The sequence below is a fragment of the Sanguibacter gelidistatuariae genome (genome assembly GCF_900096585.1).
Lineage (GTDB): Bacteria > Actinomycetota > Actinomycetes > Actinomycetales > Cellulomonadaceae > Sanguibacter > Sanguibacter gelidistatuariae.
The window spans coordinates 20,231-41,011 of the sequence record NZ_FMYH01000008.1 but is presented as its reverse complement, the minus strand read 5'-3'; the positions used below and the strand labels follow the sequence as shown (position 1 = coordinate 41,011).

The window sequence follows — 20,781 nt, the reverse complement described above, 5'->3', positions numbered from 1 at the left end:
GGTTGGTTCCGCGCATCCGCGCGACGAGCAGGGCTGGTGCTATGCCGCGCGCAGGATGTCCACGACGAAGACGAGGTCTTCGGTCGCCAGGTCGCTCGTGGAGCCTTCGGTGCCGTAGGCGAGCGCCTTCGGGATGACGAGCAGCACCTGGCTGCCGACGGTCTGGCCGACGAGGCCCTGGTCCCAGCCAGCGATGACCTTGCCGGTTCCGATCAGGGTGACCAACGGCGTGCCCTCCCAGGAGGAGTCGAACTCGGTGCCGTCGGAGAGCTTCCAACCGGTGTACTGGACCTGGATGGACTGGCCGGACTCGACCACGGCGCCGGTTCCCTTGATGAGCGGCTGCGCGACGAGCTCGGTCGGTGCGACGTAGCCCTCGGGGATGGAGATGCTCGGCTTGCCGGTGTCGTCGAGCGTGACGGTCGGCAGGTCGGCAGGAGGCGTGACGGCCTCGCCCTCGGCGCGCGTGGGCACCGGGCGGGTGGAGAGCGCGTCGACCGCGAAGACGACCGTCTGGGTCGTCCCGTCGGTCTGGTTGGTCTGCGGCTGGGCGAAGAGCACGCGCGCGCCGACCTTCTGTCCGACGAGGGCCTCGGTCAGCGCCACCGGAAGGTCGGTTCCGTCGAGCGCGGCCTCGAACACGGGGTCTTCCCAGCTGGACTGCATCTCCACGCCGTCGGACCCGGTGTAGGCGACGAGCTGGAGGCCGACGAGGTTGCCCTCGAGGATCTCGTCGCCGGTGCCCTCTGACGCGAGACGGGATACCTCGGTGCTCGTGGTGAACGGAGCCGCGATCGTCAGCGTGGGCTTGGTCCCGGGATCTCCGGCCACGACGACGGCGTCCAGTGCCGCGATGTCGGCCGCGGTGGGCGCGGGAGCCGTGGATTCTGACGCACTCGGCGTCGGGGTCGCCGTGTCGTCGGAGTTCCCGCAGGCGGACAGGAGGAGCGCAGCTCCGAGCGTGAGCGCGGTGATCCCGCGCACTGTGCGGTTCTTCAAGACGAGTCAGTCCTTCGGTGGTCGATTCGTGCGGCCTACGCCGCAAGCCAGGCAACTGTAGCGTCGAATGCTGAAAGCACCCTGTGACGCCTGCCCCCTCACGAGTCCCTCACTGCCCCCTCACCAGGGGGCACGGTGGCCACACGCCCGGGGGCGGACCGGGGGCACGCACGGGGTGATTGCTGGGAGGATGGTGCCATGCCGTCTTCACGCCGTTCCTCGCGCCGTCCCTACTCCGAGGAGTACCGCCCGCTCGACATGGACCGGGCGACCGGGGGCCGGCGGACCGAGGAGCGCCGCGGCGAGGAGTGGACCGTCCAGAGCGTACGCGCGGGCGACAAGGCCTACCGCTGCCCCGGCTGCAACCAGGAGATCGCGGCCGGGACCCCGCACGTCGTCGCCTGGGCCAACGACTCCCTCTTCGGCGCCCAGGCGGCACTCGCCGACCGGCGTCATTGGCATTCCCGCTGCTGGGGCACCCCATGACAGACACTGACCGACCCCACTGGGCAGCGTCGCCCGGACCCGTACCACCGAAAGAGGTTCCCGCGATGACCGCTCCCCGCGTCCCCCTGTTCACCTACCGCGACGCGGGACCCACCGCACCGGCGCTGGTCCTGCTGCACGGGTTCCCGCTCGACCACCGCATGTGGGACGACGTCGCCCGCGAGCTCCCGAGCGATCTCACCGTCCTCGCGGCCGACCTTCCGGGCCTGGGGAAGGCCACGCTCGGCGGGTTCCCCGAGCCTTCGATCGAGGCCGCCGCGGCCGCCGTCGCGCATTCCCTGCACGACGCCGGGATCACCTCCGCAGTCGTCGCCGGCCTGTCGATGGGCGGCTACGTCGCCCTCGCCCTCGCCGAGCGCCACCCCGAGCTGGTCGCGGGGCTCGCCCTCGTGGACACGAAATCGACCGCGGACGACGACGCTGCGCGGGCGAACCGGCTGCGGGTGGCCGGGGAGGTCGAGCGGGCCGGGACGGTCGATGCAGTGCGAGGCATGCGCTCGAGCCTGCTCGGTGAGACCAGCAGGGTTGCACGCGCCGAGCTGGTCGATCGGCTCGACGGGTGGATCGGGGAGCAGTCGCCGGCCGGGGTCGCCTGGTCGCAGCGGGCCATGGCAGCGCGCGGGGACCGGACGGCCGTGCTGCGGTCCTTCGCCGGACCGGCCACGGTCGTGGTGGGGGAGGAGGACACGCTCACCCCCGTGGCCGCCGCCGAGCACATGGTGGCGGCGCTCAGCGAGCCGGGTTTCGTGGTCGTCCCCGGAGCCGGGCACATGAGCGCGATCGAGTGCCCGGTTGACGTGGCTCGGGCGCTGACGGACCTGGTCCACCGGGTGCCGCCGACGTACTGAGCGGAATTGAGGTCAGACCGGGCGTTCGGGGTGGAGCGCCCGGTCGAGAGCCTCGCTCAGGTCGATGGACTCCCCGTCCCGGGCGCCCTGGCCGAGCACGAGCGGCGGGTCGCTCGGGGTGAGCTCGGCGCCGCGCAGGCGCGCCATGAGCGAGCCCTGCACGGCGAGGACGTAGAACTCCCCGTCGGTCCCGACCCCGACGCTCTCGTTCTTGCGCAGGTACCAGCCGTGGACCGAGGTCCGGTAGGTCGCCCCGCCGCCGTAGCTGTGGGCGATGAAGCGGCGGGTCGGTACGTCGGCGGCCACCGCCGCGCGGACGAATGTCGCGATCATCGCCCGCGCCTGGTCGGACTGCACCTGGCGCTTGCGCTCGAGCTCAGCGCGCTGGTGTGCGGCGTTCAAGGACGCCTTCTCGCGCCACGAGGGGTCGGGGCTGGTCTCGGACACGTTGATCAACGCGTCTCGGACGCCTCGATGTGCTCCTCGCCGCCGTCGGTGACAGTGGCGCTCTCGGTTCCGGACTCCTCAGGCGCCTCGGCAGCCTCGACCGGCTCGGCCGCGGCCGCGGAGTCTGCCTCGACCGGTGCGTCAACAACTGCCGCGTCACCAGCTGCCTCGACCACGGAAGCGACCTCGTCGCTGTCGGTGTTCGTGGGGGCGGCTGACAGCGGAGCCGGGTGGGCCGCACCCTTTCCGGCGGCGGCCTTGCGCGCCTGCTGGGCTGGAGTGCCCTGAGCCGAGAGCGGGGCGGGCCGGGTCGACTTCTTCGGCTTCTGCTGGGTGGCGGCGGTCGCGGCGACGAAGGACTCCTCGACCGCCGCGGCCTTCTCGAGGGTCGACGCGCTCGGGATGGCCTCGGTGCCCAGCAGGGTCCGCAGCTCGTCGAGGTAGGTCGTGATGGACTCGCGCTGGCGGTTGAGGTCGTCGACCTGACGCTGGGCGGTGCTGCGCTCGCGCTCGGCCTCGATCAGGGAGTCGCTGACGGTCTGCTCGGCCTGCTCGCGAGACGAGGACGTGATGGTCTCCGCGGCCAGACGGGCCGACTCCGCAGACTCCTTGGTATATGCGTCGCTGTCCTTGCGGATCTGCTCGAAGGTCGCCAGTGCCTCCGCGGCCCGGCGCTCGGCCTCGGCGGCGTGCCGCTCGGCGTCGCTGAGCAGTCGGTCGGTCTCCGCCTTGCTCTGGGCATGGAGCTCGGTGTCCGCAAGCTGGGCCTGCTCGTGCTTGGCCGCGATGTCCAGCTCCGCAGCGGCGAGTCCCTCACGCGCGGCGTCAAGCAGCTGAGCGGCCTCGGCGCGGCTGGTGGAGAGGATCTCGTCGGCCTGACGCTTGGCGTCCGAGACGGCGCGGTCGGCGTCGACGATCGTCTGCTCGCGCAGCTCTGTGGTCTCCCGGGCGGCGCTCTCGCGCTGCTCGGTCGTCTCGCGCAGGGCGCGCTCGCGCAGCTCGCCGGCCTCCCGGGCCGCGCTCTCCACCAGGTGGGTCGCCTCGAGGTTGGCGGTCGTGAGCTGCTCGGTCGTCGTGCGCTCGGCCGTGGTGCGCAGGTCGTTGAGGTCATGCTCGGCCTGCAGGCGCACGGCGTCGAGCTCCTGGTCGACGCCGAACCGCAGGGCGGCGATCTCGGCCTCGGTTGCCTGACGCAGCGAGGCGAGCTCGCGGCTGAGCTCGCCGCGGCGTGCGTCGACCTCCTGCTGGGCCGCCGCGCGCACGGTCGCGGCGTCGGTCTCGGTGCGCTGACGCAGGTCGTCGGTGTCGCGGGTCGCGGAGGCGCGCAGCTGGGAGGTGTAGTCGTCGGCGTCCTTGCGCGCCTCAGCGGTCTCGGAGTGGGTCCGGTGGCGCAGCTCGGTCGTCTCGGCGTCGGTCGTCAGACGCAGCTCACGGGCAAAGCGTGCTGCTTCCTCGCGCTCGTTGGCGGACCACGCCTCGGTGCTGGTGCGCAACGCCTGGGCGTCGCGCTCCGTGGTCACGCGCAGCTCGGTGATCTCGCGTTCGGTCGTCGCGCGCAGGGTTCCGAGCTCACGCTCGAGGGAGGTGCGGCGCTCGGTGCCCTCGGTGATGATCGCCGTCTGGATCCGGGTGGCCTCCCGCTCGGCAGAGCCTACGAGCTCCTCGGCGCGACGCTCGGCCGACACGGTCGTGGTCTCGGCCTCGTTGTGGGCGGACGTCCTGACCTCGTCGGCCTCGCGGCGGGCAGCAGCCAGGATCTCGGCGGCCTCGTTCTCGGCGCGCGACCTGATCTGCCCCGAGGTGGCCTTCGCCCGGCTCAGGACGTCCTCGGCGTGGGTGTTCGCCTGGGACATGACGTCGGTCGACTGCTCTTCCGCCGTGCGCATGAGCTGCTCGATGCGTGAGCCGAGCCCCGCGTAGGAAGGCCGTTCGGTCTCACGGAGCTTCTCGTGGGCCGCGTCGAGGTCCGTGGCGACCTGCCGCGTGTGTGCTTCGAGCGCCTCGATCTGCGCAAGCGACTTCGCGAGCGTCGACTCGAGGGACTGGATCCGTCCGTCGACCTGCGCTCGGTCATAGCCGCGCATGACGACAGGGAAGATCGGGCGATCGTCGGACACAACAGACCTCCGTGGTCAGGGTTGAACATGCTCCACTGAACATTCACATGGTCGGTCGGCCCGACTGAAGGAGCATGGATACGTCGCTGTGACAAAGGGTTCCGTCACTGTAGGCCTCAGCCTAACGGGTCGGGACGGCGTCGATCACGAGGGTCCGCTCGGGCCGGTTACGCGGCCTTTGTTGCGCAAGGGCTAGATCTGCCTGACCCGTGGGGCGATAGGCTTGAAGACCGCAGTCGAAGGGAACAATCGGTGCTCCACAAAATCGTGACGGCCAGCCTGGTGCTCGTGGGCCTGGTGCTCGCCGGGCTCTCGGTCGCGTCCGGGACTCTCTGGCGCCCCAGTGACACGGCGGTGATGACGACCGGCACCCAGAGCGGTACGACGTTGCTCACCACCGCGCCCGGCGTCCTCGGCCTCGTCGACCACTCCGTGACGATCACCGCGTCCTCCTCGCCCGAGGCGAAGGTCGTCCTGGCGCTGGGCCGCTCGGTCGACGTCGACGGATGGATCGGTGAGGACCCGGCGCTCGTGGTGACCGGCGCCTCCGACTGGGAGACGCTGAGCGTGACCGCGAGGACGGGCAGCACGACCGACCCGGCCACCGATCCCACGACCGACCCCGCGACGCCCACCACGGACGCCACGGCCACCGACGCTCCCGCCGCAGATGCACCCGCAGACGCTGCGCCAACCGACTCCGCGCCCACCGATGAGGCTCCGGCTGTCGGGCCTGATCCCGAGGGCTCGGACATGTGGCTGACGAGCGCGACCGGAACGGGATCCGCCTCCCTCACCTGGGACGCGTCGTCGAGCGACGTGGTCCTGCTCGTCGCGGCAGTCGGCGAGAACGCGACGACGCCGGTCCTGACCCTGACCTGGCCGCGGGAGGTCACCACCCCCTTGATGTGGCCCGGCGTGGTTCTCGGTGCGCTCCTGGTCATCGCGGGCTGCATCTACGGGCTCCTGCTGCTTCGCCCGCGTGACCGGGTGGCATCTGCCCCCACGAACAGCTCGGCGCTGCGCACGTCGTCTCGCCAGAGCGGTGCGTCGACGAGCGGACCGGCCGGGGAAGCCACCTCATGGGTCGTGACCTCAGGGGATGCCTCGGCTGACACCGGCGTCTTGGACGCCTCTGCCCGGACGCCCGTGGCGGCCGAAGACGGCTCCCGCACGACCGGCCTCACGCGTCGTGAGCTGCGCGAGCAGGCCGCGCGGGAAGAAGCAGCTCGGCTCGAGGAGGTCAATGCTTCTGCCCGCCGCTCGAAGCGGGCGTGGCCATGGACCGGAGCCATCCCCATGGTCAAGAAGAGCGCGGACGCACCGTCCGCACCTGCGGCGCCCCCCGCGGCCGACCCGGCGCGTCCGGTGTGGCTGCCCGAGGGGACCGGCTCCACGTCCGGGTCCAGCTGGCGACAGGCCTGGGGCGTGCGCCCCGACGCCGCGACCCCCACCACGGGCGACGCAGCGGCAGACACGACGACACCGACCTCGCCTCCGACGGACGGGTCCGCACCACACAACAACACGACGACGGAAGGACACTGATGCGACGCACCACCCCCGCACTGGTTCTGACAACCGCCGGGTTCCTGCTCCTGACCGCGTGCAGCCCGGCCCTGCCTGAGGCGCACGTCGACCCGGCGCCCTCGACCCCGTCCGTGGTGCTCACCACGGAACAGGACGAGTCGATCAACACGGCGATCGGCGAGACGCTCGCGGCCGCTGCCGCGACCCTCGACCCGGCGGCGCTCGATGCCCGGCTGACCGGCCCCGCCCTCGCCTTCCGCACGGCAGAGTTCACGGTCGCCACCGCGACCGGGAGCGCTGACGCGATCTCCGAGATCCCGACCGCGGTCCAGTCCGAGGTGCTTCCCACGACCCAGACGTGGCCCCGGACGACCTTCGCGGTGAGCGAGCGACCGCAGAACCTGCAGACCGAGCGGCTGCTGGTCACCGAGCAGGCCTCGCCTCGTGAGCAGTACAAGCTCTGGGGCTGGATCCGGCTGTTCCCGGGAGTGACACTGCCTGCCTTCCCGTCGGCGGAGATCGGCACCGAGGCGGTCGCCCCGGACGACTCCTCGCTCGTGCTCACCCCGGTCGACGCCGTGGCGCACTACGCCGACGTCCTCACCAACGGGGACGCCTCGCCCTACGCCGCAGAGTTTGCGACGGACCCGCTGCGCGAGCAGATGACGGCGCTGCGCGAGAAGCGGACCGCGTCCGCGGCCGAGATCAAGGGCACCTACACGCTGCAGTTCACCCCGACCGACGGCGCGCTGCGGATGTTGCGCACGGCCGACGGGGGAGCGCTCGTGGTCGGGGAGATCACCTCGACCGAGACGCTCAAGGGGGAGGAGAGCGCCGTGATCTCCCCCTCGGCGACCGAGAAGGCCTTCATCGGTGACGCGGCCGCGAGCAATTCGCTCACAGTGGGACGCACGAGCCTCGTCGGGATCTACATCCCGCCGGCCACAGCCGGGACGGGCGCGTCCGTGATCGGCAGCGAGCTCCTCACCACTTCTGCCTCCATCCCCTGATCACGGTGTCCGCTTCGTCGCGACAGATGGAAAGATAGGACCCATGAGTCAACCTGGTGCACCTGGTTCCCAGTTCGATGTCCGCGGCGCCGTGGACCTGTCCGCCTTCGGGCGTCCGACCGCTCCGCCGCCGGGAGCGCCCGGCGGCGCGCCCGCCGCGGGCGGGTTCGTCGTGGACATCACCGACGAGATGTTCCCCTCGGTGGTCCAGCAGTCGGCCAAGGTGCCGGTCATCTCGCTGCTCTGGCTGCCGACCGACCCGGAGAGCATCCGGCTCGCCGCGACGCTCGGGGCGCTCGCGCAGGAGTACGCGGGACGGTTCCTGCTGGCCCGGATCAGCGTCACGGACTACCCGCAGATCGCGCAGGCCTTCCAGGTCGAGGCGTTCCCCACAGTCGTGGCGATCCTCGCCCAGCAGCCCGTGCCGCTCTTCCAGGGCGTCGCCGAGGCCGAGCAGATTCGCGGCATCCTCGAGGAGATCCTCGAGGCGGCCACGGCCAACGGCGTGACCGGGGTGCTCGAGTCCTACGACGGTTCGACCGCGACCGGGGCCGACGTCCCCGAGCCCGAGCCAGAGCTGCCCCCGCTGCACCAGAAGGCCTTCGACGCGATCGAGGCGGACGACCTGCCGACCGCGGTCGCCGCGTACGAGCAGGCCCTGCGGGAGGACCCCCGCGACCAGCTGGCCACGGCCGGCTTGGCCCAGGTCAAACTTCTGTTGCGCACCCACGAGGCGGATGTCGCAGCAGTGCGCAAGGCTGCCGCCGACAACCCCGAGGACATCGACGCCCAGCTGGCCGTGGCCGACCTCGACCTGCTCGGCGGGAAGGTCGAGGATGCCCTCGGACGCCTCATCGAGCTGGTCCCGGACGCCCCTGACCGCGAGGTGCTGCGCAAGCGCCTCGTCGAGTACTTCGACCTCCTGGGAGCGCAGGACCCACGCGTGGGTCCTGCGCGTCGCGCCCTCATGACGGCGCTCTACTAGCCCAAGCAGGGCAGAACCGCCCCCGCGGGCTACTTCTCCGGGACGAGGAACACCGCGCCGAGGGGCGGTACCTGGAGGGCGACCGAGTACGGGCGTCCCGTCCACGGCACCTCCTCGGCGTGGACCGCGCCGAGGTTCCCCACGCCAGAGCCGCCGTAGACGCCCGCGTCGGTGTTGAGCACCTCGCGCCAGACCCCGCCCGAGGGCAGCGGGAGCCGGTAGCCCTCGTGCGCTGTGCCGGCGAAGTTGATGAGCACTGCCATGACGTTGCCCTCACGGTCCCGGCGCAGGAAGGACAGCACGTTGTGGTCGGCGTCGGAGGCGTCGAGCCACTCGAAGCCCGCCGGGTCGTGGTCGAGCGCCCACAGCTCGGGGTGGGCGACGTAGAGGGTGTTGAGGTCGCGGACCAGGCGCTGCACACCGGCGTGGCCGTCGTGGTCGAGCAGGTACCAGTCGAGGCTCGTCGACTCGGCCCACTCGGTGCCCTGGGCGAACTCGTTGCCCATGAACGTCAGCTGCTTGCCCGGGTGTGCCCACTGGTAGGCGAAGAGCAGCCGCACGCCGGCCAGCTGCTGCCAGTCGTCCCCGGGCATCTTGCGCATGAGCGAGCCCTTGCCGTGGACGACCTCGTCGTGGCTGATCGGCAGGACGAACTGCTCGGAGTAGGCGTACACCATCGAGAACGTCGCCTCGTGGTGGTGGTAGCGGCGGTTGATCGGCGCCTCGGCGAGGTATCGCAGGGTGTCGTTCATCCAGCCCATGTTCCACTTGAGCCCAAATCCCAGGCCGCCGGCATTTGTCGGCTTGGTGACCCCGGCCCACGCGGTCGACTCCTCGGCGATCATCATGACGCCCGGGCTGCGCCGGTAGGCCGTCGCGTTCGTCTCCTGGAGGAAGCTGATGGCCTCGAGGTTCTCGCGGCCGCCGTGGACGTTGGGGGCCCACTGCCCGGGGTCGCGGGAGTAGTCGAGGTAGAGCATGGACGCGACGGCGTCGACGCGCAGGGCGTCGACGTGGAACTCCTCGAGCCAGTACGTCGCGTTGGCGACGAGGAAGTTGCGCACCTCCGACCGACCGAAGTTGAAGACGTAGGTGCCCCAGTCCATCTGCTCCCCGCGCATCGGGTCGGGGTGCTCGTACAGGGGCGTGCCGTCGAAGCGGGCGAGCGCCCAGGCGTCCTTGGGGAAGTGGGCGGGCACCCAGTCGAGGATGACGCCGACGCCGGCCTGGTGCAGGGTGTCGACGAGGAAGCGGAAGTCGTCGGGGTGGCCGAACCGGGACGTCGGCGCGTAGTAGGACGTGACCTGGTAGCCCCAGGACCCGCCGAAGGGGTGCTCGGCGACCGGCATGAGCTCGACGTGCGTGAAGCCCAGGTCCACGACGTACTCGGTCAGCTGGACGGCGAGCTCGCGGTAGGACAGTCTCTGGCGCCAGGAGCCCAGGTGGACCTCGTAGATGCTCAGCGGAGCGTTGTGCGGGTCCGTCCCGGCGCGCCGGGTGATCCACTCCTGGTCGTCCCACGTGTAGTCGGACTGCACGACGACGGACGCGGTGGCCGGGGGGACCTCCGTCCCCTTCGCCATGGGGTCGGCCTTCTGGTGCCATGTGCCGTCGGGCCCGAGGATCTCGAACTTGTAGCGGCTGCCGGCGCCGACGCCCGGGACGAACAGCTCCCAGATGCCCGTGGAGCCGAGGGAACGCATGGGATGGGACGCACCGTCCCAGAAGTTCACGTCACCGACCAGCCGGACTGCGCGGGCATTGGGCGCCCACACCGCGAAGGCGGTCCCGTGGACCTCGCCGAGCACGCTCGGATACGTCTTGAGGTTGGCGCCGAGCGCGGTCCACAGCTCTTCGTGGCGCCCCTCGCCGATCAGGTGCTGGTCCATCTCCCCGACGGTCGGCAGGAACCGGTACGGGTCGTCGGCGATCGTGGTCTCGTCGCCGTAGCGCGCCTGGATACGGTAGTCGGGCACTGCGGCGTCCGTCGCGAGCAGGACCGCGACCCAGATGCCGTCCTGCTCATGGACGGCGGGGTGCTCACCGGCGCCGGTGATGATCGCGACCGAGTCGGCGAGCGGTCGCCGGGTCCGGATCGTCACGGTCGACCCCGTGGGGTCGACGTGCCCGCCCAGCACAGCGTGCGGGTTGTGGAACGCTCCGCGGGCCACCGCGGCGAGATCGCCGCTCGCGACGGGCAACGGAACGAGCGGACCACCGGATGGCACTGTCGAATCGGTCATGGCCTTACCATTCCACGCCGCGGGGGACAACGCAGCCAGACGCATCGGCGCGTCCTGGAGTTCTTGCGGGCGGGGTCATCGCTCGCTCGGGTCGCCCGTGCTGGCCGTGGCGCTGCCCAGGCGCGCGTCAAGGATCCGGTCGACGGCCGAGAGCGGGATGGCGATCCAGTCCGGTCGGTTCCGCTCCTCGTAGACCACCTCGTAGAGCGCCTTGTCGAGCTCGAAGGCATCCAGGACGACCGCCCGGTCGGAGAGCGACGGGTCGCGCGGCTGACCGGGTTCGCCGCCGACGTACCCCGCGCCGTAGTACCCCTCGAGGAAGGCGGTACGAGCCCCACGGGCCCACTGCGGCGACGCGGCCCCGCCCACCGCGGAGGCGTAGTCGAAGGACCGCAGCATCCCCGCGACATCCCGTTCGCCGAGGTCGGGACGGGTGCGCTCGCGGAGCGTGCGCAGCGGTTCGCCCTCGAAGTCGAGGATCCGCCACCCGGTGCGGGCGCTGTGCAGGGCTTGGCCCAGGTGCAGGTCCCCGTGGATGCGCTGGACCGGGGGCAGCGGGCGGCCGCGGCGCACGGCGTCGTCGGCAATGGTGCACAGGTGCACGAGGAACGCCTCGATCCGATCGGCCCGTCCGCGGACGGCGCTGCTCGACGCCGCTGCGGTGCGCACCCGTCGGCGCAGTGCGGTGAGCAGCCAGGCGACGTCGGCCGGGGTCAGCTCGTCGGCGAATGCGGTGCGCAGCGCTGCGTGCATCTGGGTCACCCGTTCGCCGAGGTCGCGCGCCAGGTCGTCGAAGGGACGTCCGTGGCGGGCGTAGTCGCAGGCGAGCTCAAAACCGTCGCTCGCATCGGGGACGAGCTCGGCGAGCACGCCCGCGTGCGCGGTCCACGAGTGCCCGTCCTTCCCGCCCGCCTCCGCTCCGGCGTCGGCCCCTGTGGCCGCCCCCGTGTCGGCCCCCGTGTCGGCTACGACGAGCTGATTCCACGCATACGGCGCGGGCACGCCGGACCAGCCGACCCGGGTGAGGGCGAGGGGGACGACGAGGTCAGGGTTCTGTCCCGGGGCGAGCGACCGGAGCACCTTGAGCATGGCGCCGCCGGCGACGTGGGGCAGCAGGACCGACGTGTTCGACTGCTCGCCGGTGAGGACGTGCAGGCCGCGCAGGTCGAAGGGCGCCGATGCGACCGGTGACGCCTCAGACCAGGTGGCCGCCGCGAGCCAGGCCGCGACGAAGGCGGGGTGGTAGGCGCCGTCGTAGAGCCGGGCCGCGCCGGACTCGGCGATCAGCCCGGCGGGGGAGGCAGGCCCGTCGGGACCAGGTCCCGTGGTCTCCAGGACCAGCGGCACCTGGAGGATGACGTGCGCCCCGTCCGGCCCGACGCCGAGTGCGCGGAGCACGTCGACAAACACCTGCGGCGCCGGAGCCGGTGGGCCCTCGAAGGGGATTCGAGCGACCAGCTCGAAGCTCGCGTCGGTCCCTTTGGCCGGGAACCAGCGCCGCCCCGGCAGCCAGGCGTGCAGTGCGGCCGCGACGTCGATCGGTCCGGCCTCGACCGGGGGCTCGCCGTCGGGCGTCGTGTGCTGCGCCGTGCGTCCTGCGTCGTGTGCCATGCCGGCTCCCGCCTGTCCTCGCATCGTCGAGAGGTGTGCTGGTGCCCTGGGTCAGCTGAGGAGGTGCGCCCCTGCAGCCGGGCTGACCGCGAGCCAGAAGAACTCCCGCGACCCCAAGGTCATCATGACATCCCCGTCCGCCCCGACCGAGCCGATCTTCGACCCGCCGAACACGTCGGTCAGGTCAGCCCCGGCGTGGCCAGGAACCGTCACGGTCGCGGCCCGCGCCGTGGCCGCGAGGTTGGTCACGCACAGGATCGTCTCCTCCGGGGTGACCCGCAGGAAGGCCAGGACGGACTCGTTGTCGGCTGCCAGCGGCACGAAGGTGCCCGTGCCGAAGGCCGGGTGCGCGCGGCGGACCTTGAGCATGCCGTGCACCCAGTGCAGCAGCGACGTCGGCTGGGCCCACTGCGCCTCGACGTTCGCGTGCTGATAGTTGTGCACGAGGGACTGGATCACAGGGAGGTACAGCTTGCCGGGGTCCGCGGTCGAGAACCCGGCGTTGCGGTCGGGGGTCCACTGCATCGGGGTGCGCACGGCGTCGCGGTCGGGCAGCCAGATGTTGTCGCCCATGCCGATCTCGTCGCCGTAGTACAGGCACGGGCTGCCCGGCAGGGACAGCAGCAGGGCGTGCGCCAGCTCGATCTCCTTGCGGGAGTTGTCCAGCAGCGGCGCGAGCCGGCGCCGGATCCCCACGTTGGCGCGCATCCGCGGGTCGGGGGCGTACCACCCGTACATCGAGGCGCGTTCCTCTGTGGAGACCATCTCGAGGGTGAGCTCGTCGTGGTTGCGCAGGAAGGTGCCCCACTGCGCCCCGGCCGGGATCGCCGGGGTGTCGGCGAGGATGTCGATGATCTGCTTGGCGCGCTGGTCCTTGATCGCGAAGTAGATCCGGGGCATGACGGGGAAGTGGAAGCACATGTGGCACTCGGGGGCCTCGTCGGTCCCGAAGTACTGGACCACTTCCTCGGGCCACTGGTTCGCCTCGGCGAGCATGATCCGCCCGGGGAACTCCTCCTCGATCACGGCGCGCACGGTCCGCAGGAACTGGTGGGTCTCGGGCAGGTTCTCGCAGTTGGTGCCCTCAGCCTCGAAGAGATACGGAACGGCGTCGAGCCGGAACCCGTCCACACCCACCTGGCACCAGAAGCGCGCGACCTCGATCATCGCAGCGACGACCCTGGGGTTCTCGAAGTTGAGGTCTGGCTGGTGGGAGAAGAACCGGTGCCAGAAGTACTGGCGCCGGACCGGGTCGAAGGTCCAGTTCGAGGTCTCGGTGTCGACGAAGATGATCCGGGCGTCGGGGTACTTCGTGTTCTCGTCGTTCCACACGTAGAAGTCCCCGTAGGGGCCTTCCGGGTCCGAGCGGGAGGCCTGGAACCAGGGGTGCGCGTCGCTCGTGTGGTTCATCACGAGGTCGATGACGACGCGGATGCCGCGCTTGTGCGCCTCGGCGATGAGCTCGGTGAAGTCCGCCATCGCCCCGTACTGGGGCGCGATCGCGGTGTAGTCGGCGACGTCGTAGCCGCCGTCGCGCAGCGGCGAGGGGTAGAACGGCGGCAGCCACAGGCAGTCGATGCCCAGCCACTGCAGGTAGTCCAGGCGCTGGATGAGGCCGCGCAGGTCGCCCGAGCCGGCTCCGGTCGAGTCGGAGAACGCCCGGACGATCACCTCGTAGAAGACCGCGGTCTTGAACCACTCCGGGTCGTCGCTCAGGCCCGGGTGGATGACGCCCGGATCACCAAGGTGCTCGCTCGTGCCACCCCCGGGAACGTTGGGCTGGCGGCGTGGCGGCAGGGCCGACACGGGGATCGGCATGGTCGCAGGGTAAGGGTCGGGCCGGTTCATCGGTGTCCCACCTGGATGATGTGCGCGCAGTTGGCGAAGGGGTCGAGCTGGACGAAGGCCTGCGCTCCCCAGGAATACGTGGCTCCGGTCAGCAGGTCGTGGGCGTCGAACGTCGCGCCGTAGCCCGGGTCGGGGATACCGAGGGCGGCGAGGTCGAAGAACACCATGGCCGAGCGGGTGCTGTGCGGGTCGATGTTGACGATCGAGATCACGGTGTCGGCCACCCCGGTGGGGGAGTGCTCGGCGGACAGGTACGAGGAGAACGCGATGATCGCGTCGTCGCTCGTGGGGTGCACCGTGAGGTTGCGGAGCTGGCGCAGCGCGGGGTGGGCGCCGCGGATCTGATTGAGCCGAGTGAGCAGCGCGGCGATGCCCACGTCGTCGCCCCGGGACCAGTCGCGCGGCTTGAACTCGTACTTCTCGTTGTCGATCTGTTCCTCGACCCCGGGGCGCGGGACCCCCTCGGCGAGCTCGTAGCCGGTGTAGATGCCCCACGTGGGCGAGGCGGTGGCTGCCAGGACGGCGCGGATCGCGAAACCGGCCACCCCGCCCTGCTGCAGGTACGGCGGCAGGATGTCGTGCGTCGTCGGCCAGAAGCTGGGTCGCATGTACGCCCCGCCGGGGCCGCTGATCTCCTGGAAGTACTCTTCGAGCTCGCTCTTGGTGTTGCGCCAGGTGAAGTACGTGTACGACTGGTGGAAGCCGATCTTGGCCAGGGTGTGCATCATCGCGGGCTTGGTGAATGCCTCGGAGAGGAAGATGATCTCCGGGTTCGTGAAGCGGATCTGGCGGAGCAGGCGCTCCCAGAACGGCAGAGGTTTGGTGTGCGGGTTGTCGACCCGGAACGCGGTCACGCCGTGGGCGATCCACACCTCCAGCACCCGCAGGATCTCCTGGTAGATGCCCTCGGGGTCGTTGTCGAAGTTCAGCGGGTAGATGTCCTGGTACTTCTTGGGTGGGTTCTCCGCATAGGCGATCGAGCCGTCCACGCGCGTGGTGAACCACTCGGGGTGCTCGGTGACCCACGGGTGGTCGGGGGAGCACTGCAGCGCGAGGTCGAGCGCGACTTCCAGGCCCAGCCGGCGGGCCCGGGCGACGAAGTCGTCGAAGTCGTCGAAGGTGCCCAGATCGGGGTGGATCGCGTCGTGCCCGCCGTCCGCGGAGCCGATCGCGTACGGCGACCCGGGGTCGCCGTCGACGGTCTCGAGGGAGTTGTTGCGGCCCTTGCGGTTCGTCGACCCGATCGGGTGTACCGGGGTCAGGTAGACGATGTCGAAGCCCATCGTGGCGATGCCGGGCAGTCGGGCGGCGGCCGTCGCGAAGGTCCCCGAGGTCCAGCGGCCGGTCAGGGCGTCGTAGGTGGCGCCCTCGCTGCGCGGGAAGAACTCGTACCAGGCTCCGGCGAGCGCGAGCGGGCGGTCCACGACGAGCGGGTAGGTCGCGGAGGCGGAGACCATGTCGCGCAGCGGCGTGCGGGCCAGCAGCGCATGGACCTCAGGGCCCGTCGCGACCGCCAGGCGCGCCAGCGGGGCTTGGCTGGCATCCGCGAGCGCGACGGCGACGCCGCGCAGTGCGGCCGCGTCGTCGGCTCCGAGCTCCGAGCGCGTGGCCGCGCGCGTGAACAGGGCCTCACCCTCGGCGAGCATGAGGTCGACGTCGATGCCCGCCTCGATCTTGATCCGGGCGTCGTGCTCCCAGGTGCCGTAGGGGTCGGACCAGCCTTCGACGAGCAGACCCCACGCGCCGGGGGCGTCGGGGACGAGCTCGGCGCGGAACCGGTCGAGGCCAGGGGCGATGTCGACCATCGCGGCCGTGTGGCGCTCCCCGGTCGGGGACACCAGGACCGCGGTCGCGGCGACGGCGTCGTGCCCCTCCCGGAAGACGGTCGCCTCGATCGGGACCACCTCGCCGACCACGGCCTTCGTGGGCCAGCGGCCCTCGTCGATCACCGGCGCGACGTCGAGCACGGGGATCCGGCCGATCGGCTGCGGCGATGCGGTGACCGGCGCGACGGCGTGCTCGACGGGTGCCCCTGCGCTGCGGGTGGCTGGGGCCGAGGCCCGCGTGACCGGGGGGGTCGGGCGTGAGACGACGGTGGGCTGGTCGGCGTCGGTCGCCGTCACGGGTGGCTTCGAGGAGCGCTTGGAGGTCACCTGACGAACCTACCGACTCCGGAGGGTCGATGACACTTGAATCGCGAGAGTTTCTCGGGCAACTTCACCGGCCCTCGGGGTCCGCGCGTGGCGTCGTGACCGGGACGATCGCCGCGCGATGACCGATGGTGACACCAGGGACCTTCGTGTCGCGATCCTGGTGTCGCGCGCGCTCCGCCGCTGGACGAGCAGCAACCGCGAGAACATGCCGATCTCTCGGTGTGAGTGTGACGCAGGCTACATCGGCGCTGAGTCCTAGGTCCCGCGTCTGTCACTTCCTGGGCCGATAGCGTGAAGTCATCGCACCACACCAAGTCCGGGATATCGAAAGCCCGGCATACTGAGGGGTATCAACATGTCTGCAGCAGTCGTCAAGGCCCGCAAGCCCGTCGCCATCATCGGCATCCTGTCGATGGTTGCCGGACTCGTCCTCATCATCGCCGGCGGGGTCGTCTGGGGAGTCATCACCAGCCAGCTCAAGGCCGAGGAGATCACCGTCTCGGCAGTGACCGAGGAGGACCCGGGCGCACTGGCCGGCAAGTCTGTCGCGGGTCCGTTCACGGCCTTCGCCCAGGCCAACGCGATCAACCACCACGCCCTCGCCGCAAGCAACAACCTCACCTACGCCGAGCTTGGCGAGAAGGTCACCGAGCTCAAGGCCGCGGACGCGGACGGCAACGCCGACGAGATCGAGACCCTCACCGCCCAGCGCGCCACGGTCATGAACGGTTCGTTCCTGCGGGCCTCGCTCTTCACCTCGGTCGTCTCCTACGGTGTCTCGGCCCTCGTGATGGGCCTGGGGCTCATGTTCATCCTCATCGGATGGAGCCTGACGGAACTCAACAAGGCGAAGACCGCGGTCGTCGTCGCCGAGGAGCGGGTCGCTCTGAAGGTCTGAACATCTACCCCCCGTCGCCGCTGACGGGACCGGATCGCACGAGGGCCCCCACCGCATGGTGGGGGCCCTCGTGCGTTGTGGGGTGGGCATCGCGGGACAGCGCCCAGATCAGCCCACCAGCTCCCGGTACCGCACCCGGGCCGCCACCACGGTGCGCAGCTGGCGGACGACGCCGCCGGTGAACTCGGTCCGGTAGGACGTGTCGGTCTGGATCGAGATGGCGAAGTACAGGCCGGTGAAGGTCGCGATCGCGACCGAGACCCGCAGCAAGGACTGGTTGAGGACCAGCTCGGTGCCCTGCAGCGTGATCGGCAGCGACCATCCGCCGCCCACCGCCCAGACCTCCTGGACCTCGGGGGTCACGGTGAGCACGCCGATGCCGACGAAGAAGACGAAGACCCCGGCGCACACGACCACCACCTGGAGCAGCTGGCTGGCCCCGATCATGACCCAGACGTTGATCCGCTGACCGCGCCCGAGCGGTGCCAGGTCGTCCGCATCTGGCACGTCGGTGGTCGCCTGGGCGAGCGCGGCCCCGGCCTCCGACGGCAGGCGAAGGCCGACGAGCACGATGATGAGCGCGGCGAACAACAGGCCGAGCACCACGGACGACACCGTGGGCACCCGGTCGAAGACCTGCCACACCTCGGCGTTGTAGAACAGCACAAGAGAGAAGATGAGCAGCGGCGGCAGCAGTCGCACGAGCCGCAGCAACGACGACCCGAGCTCGTCGACAGCGCGCGCCATCCCCCACCACAGGGTCGAGAGCAGCCCGTACTGGACCGTGAACCAGGTCAGGGCGAGGACCGTGACGTTCATCGTCGCCGTCGCCAGGGCAGCCGCCCACTGCCCGCCGAAGAGCAGCGGCAGCAGCGCCGGCGCCAGCACGAAGAACGTCAGCTCCGGGGCAGCGATCTCCTGCGGCAGGGTCGACCAGGACCGCCCGCGCACCCGGTTGAGCGCGATGTATCCACTCGTGACCACGACGACCCCGCCGAGCACCGCGAGAACGTTCGCGGTCATCGACCACGACCGGTTGACCGCCCCCGAGAGCTGGGCGAGCAGCACGAGGAGAAGGAACGGCGCGGCCCGGCCGAACACGTCCCGGCCCAGCGTGTGTCCCTGCACGAGCATGGGCAGGCCGTTGCGCCGGAAGACGCGCTCGCAGTCGGCGACCGCTGCGAGCTCGGTACGGTCGGCGACCGTCACAGGGCGTCGTCGAGGTAGGCGAGGTAGACGTGGATGGTCAGCGGCTCGAGCTGGACCGTCACCCCCGCCGCGAGGCTCGTCCCGCGCCCGTCCGGCCCAGCCTCCCGCTCGGCCGGGCTCTCCCACGAGCTGTCCCAGGCGAGCGTCCAGCTGCGGGTGCTGTTCCCGCGCCCGGCGAGCACGACGTCGACCGGGTCGAGCGTGCCGTTGAGGACGACCAGCACGTGGGAGTCGTCGATATCGTCGGTCGTGCGCTCGGCACGTTCCCGGCGCAGCATCTGCACGATCCGCATCCCGGAGTCGTGCCACTGCGCGTGCGAGACCGGCTGCCCGCAGCCGTCGTACCAGGCGAGGTCCGGCTGGGTGGGCTCGTCATGGGGCTGGGGGTGGCCGAGGAAGAACTCGTCGACCCGCAGTGCGAGGTGGTCGCGGCGCAGGGCCAGCAGGAACCGCGTCGTGGCGAGCAGGTCCTTGCGCCACGGCGAGAGGTTCCAGCTGATCCAGGACAGGTCGTTGTCCTGGCAGTAGGCGTTGTTGTTGCCGTGCTGGGTCCGGCCGATCTCGTCGCCCGCGGTGATCATCGGGGTCCCTGCGGACAGCAGCAGCATGCCCATGAGGTTGCGGATCGAGCGGCGGCGCAGCTGGGCGATCACCATCGCGGGGGAGTCAGCCGGGACGGGGCCCTCGACACCGTGGTTCCAGGACCGGTTGTCGTTGCTGCCGTCCTGCCCGTTCTCGCCGTTGGCCTGGTTGTGCTTGTGCTCGTAGGCCGCGAGGTCGGCCAGCGTGAACCCGTCGTGCGCGGTGACGTAGTTGACCGAGGCGATCGGCCCCCGGATCAGCGGCGGGTCGCCGTGCCCGAAGAGGTCGGCCGACCCGGCGAGCCGGGTCGCCAGCTCGCGGACACCGTGACCGGCCCGGCCGTGCGCGGCGGCCGCCGGGTCGGAGAGCCAGAACGACCGGATGGCATTGCGGAACCGATCGTTCCACTCGGCCATCGGCGGGGGGAAGTGCCCCGTCTGCCAGCCGCCCATCCCCACGTCCCACGGCTCGGCGATGAGCTTGAGCTGGTTGATCACCGGGTCGGTCTGCAGGGCGACGAGGAAGGGGTGGTTGGAGGTGAAGCCGGCGCCGTCGCGGCCCAGCGTGACCGCGAGGTCGAAGCGGAAGCCGTCCACCCCGACCTCCTGCGCCCAGTACCGCAGCGAGTCCAGCGCCAGCTGGACCACTCGTGGGCGGCGGAAGTCGAGGGAGTTCCCGCAGCCGGTGACGTCGACCAGCCGGGCCGGTGCGCCGCCGTCGTGCAGGTAGTAGGCGGAGTTGTCCAGGCCGCGCCAGCTGACCTGCTGCCCGGGCTCCCCGCCCTCGCAGGTGTGGTTGTAGACGACGTCGAGCACAACTTCCAGGCCTGCCTCGTGGAGCAGGTGGACCATGCCCTTGACCTCGTCGAGCACCGCGCCGGGGCCGGCCGCCTGCGCGGCCGCCGTCGCGTACGGGGCGTGCGGGGCGAAGAACCCCAGCGTGTTGTAGCCCCAGTAGTTGCTCAGACCCTTGGCGATCAGGTGCGGTTCTGAGACGAAGGCGTGGATCGGGAGCAGCTCGATCGTCGTCACGCCGAGGTCCACCAGGTGCGCGATCGTGGCCGGGTGCGCCAAGCCTGCGTACGTCCCACGCAGGTGCTCCGGGACGGCCTCGAGCTTCTGGGTCAGGCCGCGCACGTGCGCCTCGTAGATGACGGTGTCCCGCCAGGCGACGTTCGGACGGCGCACCGGCGGGTGGTGGTGGCGCGGCCCCACGACGACCGAGAGCGGTACGTGACCGAGGGAGTCGCGATCGTCGGGCGCGCCGTCGGGGTCTCCGGTGATCGCGTTCGTGACCGGGTCGAGCGTGGCGACGTGACCATAGCTGACCGGTCCGTAGTCGAGCTCGCCCACCAGCCCGCGTGCGTACGGGTCGACGAGCAGCTTGGCAGGGTTGTGCCGCAGCCCCGCGCGGGGGTCCCAGGGGCCGTGGGCGCGGAAGCCGTACCGCTGCCCCTCGTGCACCCCGGGGACATACCCGTGCCAGACGCCGTAGCTCTGCTCCACGAGGGGGATGCGACGCTCGGTGAACCGCGGGATCGTGCCCACCGCGCCGCCTGGCTGCGCCGAATCGGAGACCGGGTCGATGAGGCACAGGTCGACACCCGTGGCGTGCGAGGCCAGGACCGAGACCCTGACCCCACCGCCGTGCAGGTGGACACCGAACGGGGGGACTGGTCCGTGGACGGAGGCGGCGGTCGTGTCCTTCATATCCGCTATTCTGACGCCCCCGTCGCCAAACCCGTGCACGCCCGGACCAGATGTCACCCGCATGTGCACGCGTTGTAGGCTGCAC

General features: G+C 70.9%; 15 protein-coding genes. 6 read left to right on the top strand and 9 right to left on the bottom strand.

Going from position 1 to position 20,781, the window contains the following annotated elements:
- Nucleotides 1-39: 39 nt before the first annotated feature.
- The gene (locus BLQ50_RS15575) at nt 40-999 is read right to left on the bottom strand and encodes an FKBP-type peptidyl-prolyl cis-trans isomerase (RefSeq protein WP_093185641.1); all 960 of its coding nucleotides are present in this window, start codon (nt 997-999) and stop codon (nt 40-42) included.
- Between the two features lie 198 nt (nt 1,000-1,197).
- Between BLQ50_RS15575 and BLQ50_RS15570 the strand changes: the two genes are divergently transcribed.
- On the top strand, nt 1,198-1,485 hold the full coding sequence (locus BLQ50_RS15570) for a hypothetical protein (protein ID WP_093185638.1): 288 nt from the start codon (nt 1,198-1,200) through the stop codon (nt 1,483-1,485).
- A gap of 65 nt (nt 1,486-1,550) precedes the next feature.
- The gene (locus BLQ50_RS15565) at nt 1,551-2,354 is read left to right on the top strand and encodes an alpha/beta fold hydrolase (protein WP_093185636.1); all 804 of its coding nucleotides are present in this window, start codon (nt 1,551-1,553) and stop codon (nt 2,352-2,354) included.
- Between the two features lie 12 nt (nt 2,355-2,366).
- On the opposite strand, the gene BLQ50_RS15560 is transcribed toward BLQ50_RS15565, so the two are convergent.
- Nucleotides 2,367-2,801: a hypothetical protein gene (locus BLQ50_RS15560; RefSeq protein ID WP_245701308.1), complete on the bottom strand. Its 435-nt coding sequence runs from the start codon at nt 2,799-2,801 to the stop codon at nt 2,367-2,369.
- 5 nt (nt 2,802-2,806) lie between these two features.
- Nucleotides 2,807-4,918: a coiled-coil domain-containing protein gene (locus BLQ50_RS15555; RefSeq protein ID WP_093185633.1), complete on the bottom strand. Its 2,112-nt coding sequence runs from the start codon at nt 4,916-4,918 to the stop codon at nt 2,807-2,809.
- A 252-nt stretch (nt 4,919-5,170) separates the two neighbouring features.
- Between BLQ50_RS15555 and BLQ50_RS15550 the strand changes: the two genes are divergently transcribed.
- The 3 genes from BLQ50_RS15550 to BLQ50_RS15540 are packed head-to-tail and all read left to right on the top strand — an operon-like array spanning nt 5,171 to nt 8,443.
- On the top strand, nt 5,171-6,466 hold the full coding sequence (locus BLQ50_RS15550) for a hypothetical protein (protein ID WP_093185631.1): 1,296 nt from the start codon (nt 5,171-5,173) through the stop codon (nt 6,464-6,466).
- Nucleotides 6,466-7,458 (top strand): DUF8094 domain-containing protein, encoded by a 993-nt coding sequence (locus BLQ50_RS15545; protein ID WP_093185629.1) that lies wholly within the window; start codon nt 6,466-6,468, stop codon nt 7,456-7,458. Before BLQ50_RS15550 ends, BLQ50_RS15545 begins: the two co-directional genes overlap by 1 nt.
- A 43-nt stretch (nt 7,459-7,501) precedes the next feature.
- A complete protein-coding gene (locus tag BLQ50_RS15540) occupies nt 7,502-8,443 on the top strand; it encodes a tetratricopeptide repeat protein (protein WP_093185626.1) in 942 nt (313 codons plus the stop codon).
- Nucleotides 8,444-8,472: 29 nt separating this feature from the next.
- Here BLQ50_RS15540 and glgB read toward each other — a convergent pair whose 3' ends face one another.
- The 4 genes from glgB to BLQ50_RS15520 all read right to left on the bottom strand — a co-directional run bounded on the left by glgB (nt 8,473) and on the right by BLQ50_RS15520 (nt 16,298).
- Nucleotides 8,473-10,686: a 1,4-alpha-glucan branching protein GlgB gene (gene glgB, locus BLQ50_RS15535; RefSeq protein ID WP_093185623.1), complete on the bottom strand. Its 2,214-nt coding sequence runs from the start codon at nt 10,684-10,686 to the stop codon at nt 8,473-8,475.
- 75 nt (nt 10,687-10,761) lie between these two features.
- The gene (locus tag BLQ50_RS18705) at nt 10,762-12,297 is read right to left on the bottom strand and encodes a maltokinase N-terminal cap-like domain-containing protein (protein WP_175559161.1); all 1,536 of its coding nucleotides are present in this window, start codon (nt 12,295-12,297) and stop codon (nt 10,762-10,764) included.
- Nucleotides 12,298-12,348: 51 nt separating this feature from the next.
- Entirely contained in the window at nt 12,349-14,115 is a 1,767-nt protein-coding gene (gene treS / locus BLQ50_RS15525; protein WP_093185921.1) for a maltose alpha-D-glucosyltransferase, read from the bottom strand.
- A 26-nt stretch (nt 14,116-14,141) separates the two neighbouring features.
- Nucleotides 14,142-16,298: an alpha-1,4-glucan--maltose-1-phosphate maltosyltransferase gene (locus BLQ50_RS15520; RefSeq protein ID WP_425424108.1), complete on the bottom strand. Its 2,157-nt coding sequence runs from the start codon at nt 16,296-16,298 to the stop codon at nt 14,142-14,144.
- 355 nt (nt 16,299-16,653) lie between these two features.
- On the opposite strand from BLQ50_RS15520, the gene BLQ50_RS15515 reads away from it, so the two are divergent.
- Nucleotides 16,654-17,196, top strand: a complete 543-nt coding sequence (locus BLQ50_RS15515) for a hypothetical protein (RefSeq protein WP_093185621.1) — start codon at nt 16,654-16,656, stop codon at nt 17,194-17,196.
- A gap of 108 nt (nt 17,197-17,304) precedes the next feature.
- Here the strand turns inward: BLQ50_RS15515 and BLQ50_RS15510 are convergent, their stop codons facing one another.
- Together BLQ50_RS15510 and glgX are read right to left on the bottom strand one after the other, a co-directional pair.
- On the bottom strand, nt 17,305-18,405 hold the full coding sequence (locus BLQ50_RS15510; RefSeq protein WP_093185618.1) for a hypothetical protein: 1,101 nt from the start codon (nt 18,403-18,405) through the stop codon (nt 17,305-17,307).
- Nucleotides 18,402-20,696 carry a glycogen debranching protein GlgX gene (glgX, locus tag BLQ50_RS15505; protein ID WP_093185616.1) on the bottom strand — a complete coding sequence of 765 codons (2,295 nt, stop codon included), beginning with the start codon at nt 20,694-20,696 and terminating at the stop codon, nt 18,402-18,404. Before glgX ends, BLQ50_RS15510 begins: the two co-directional genes overlap by 4 nt.
- Nucleotides 20,697-20,781: the final 85 nt, after the last annotated feature.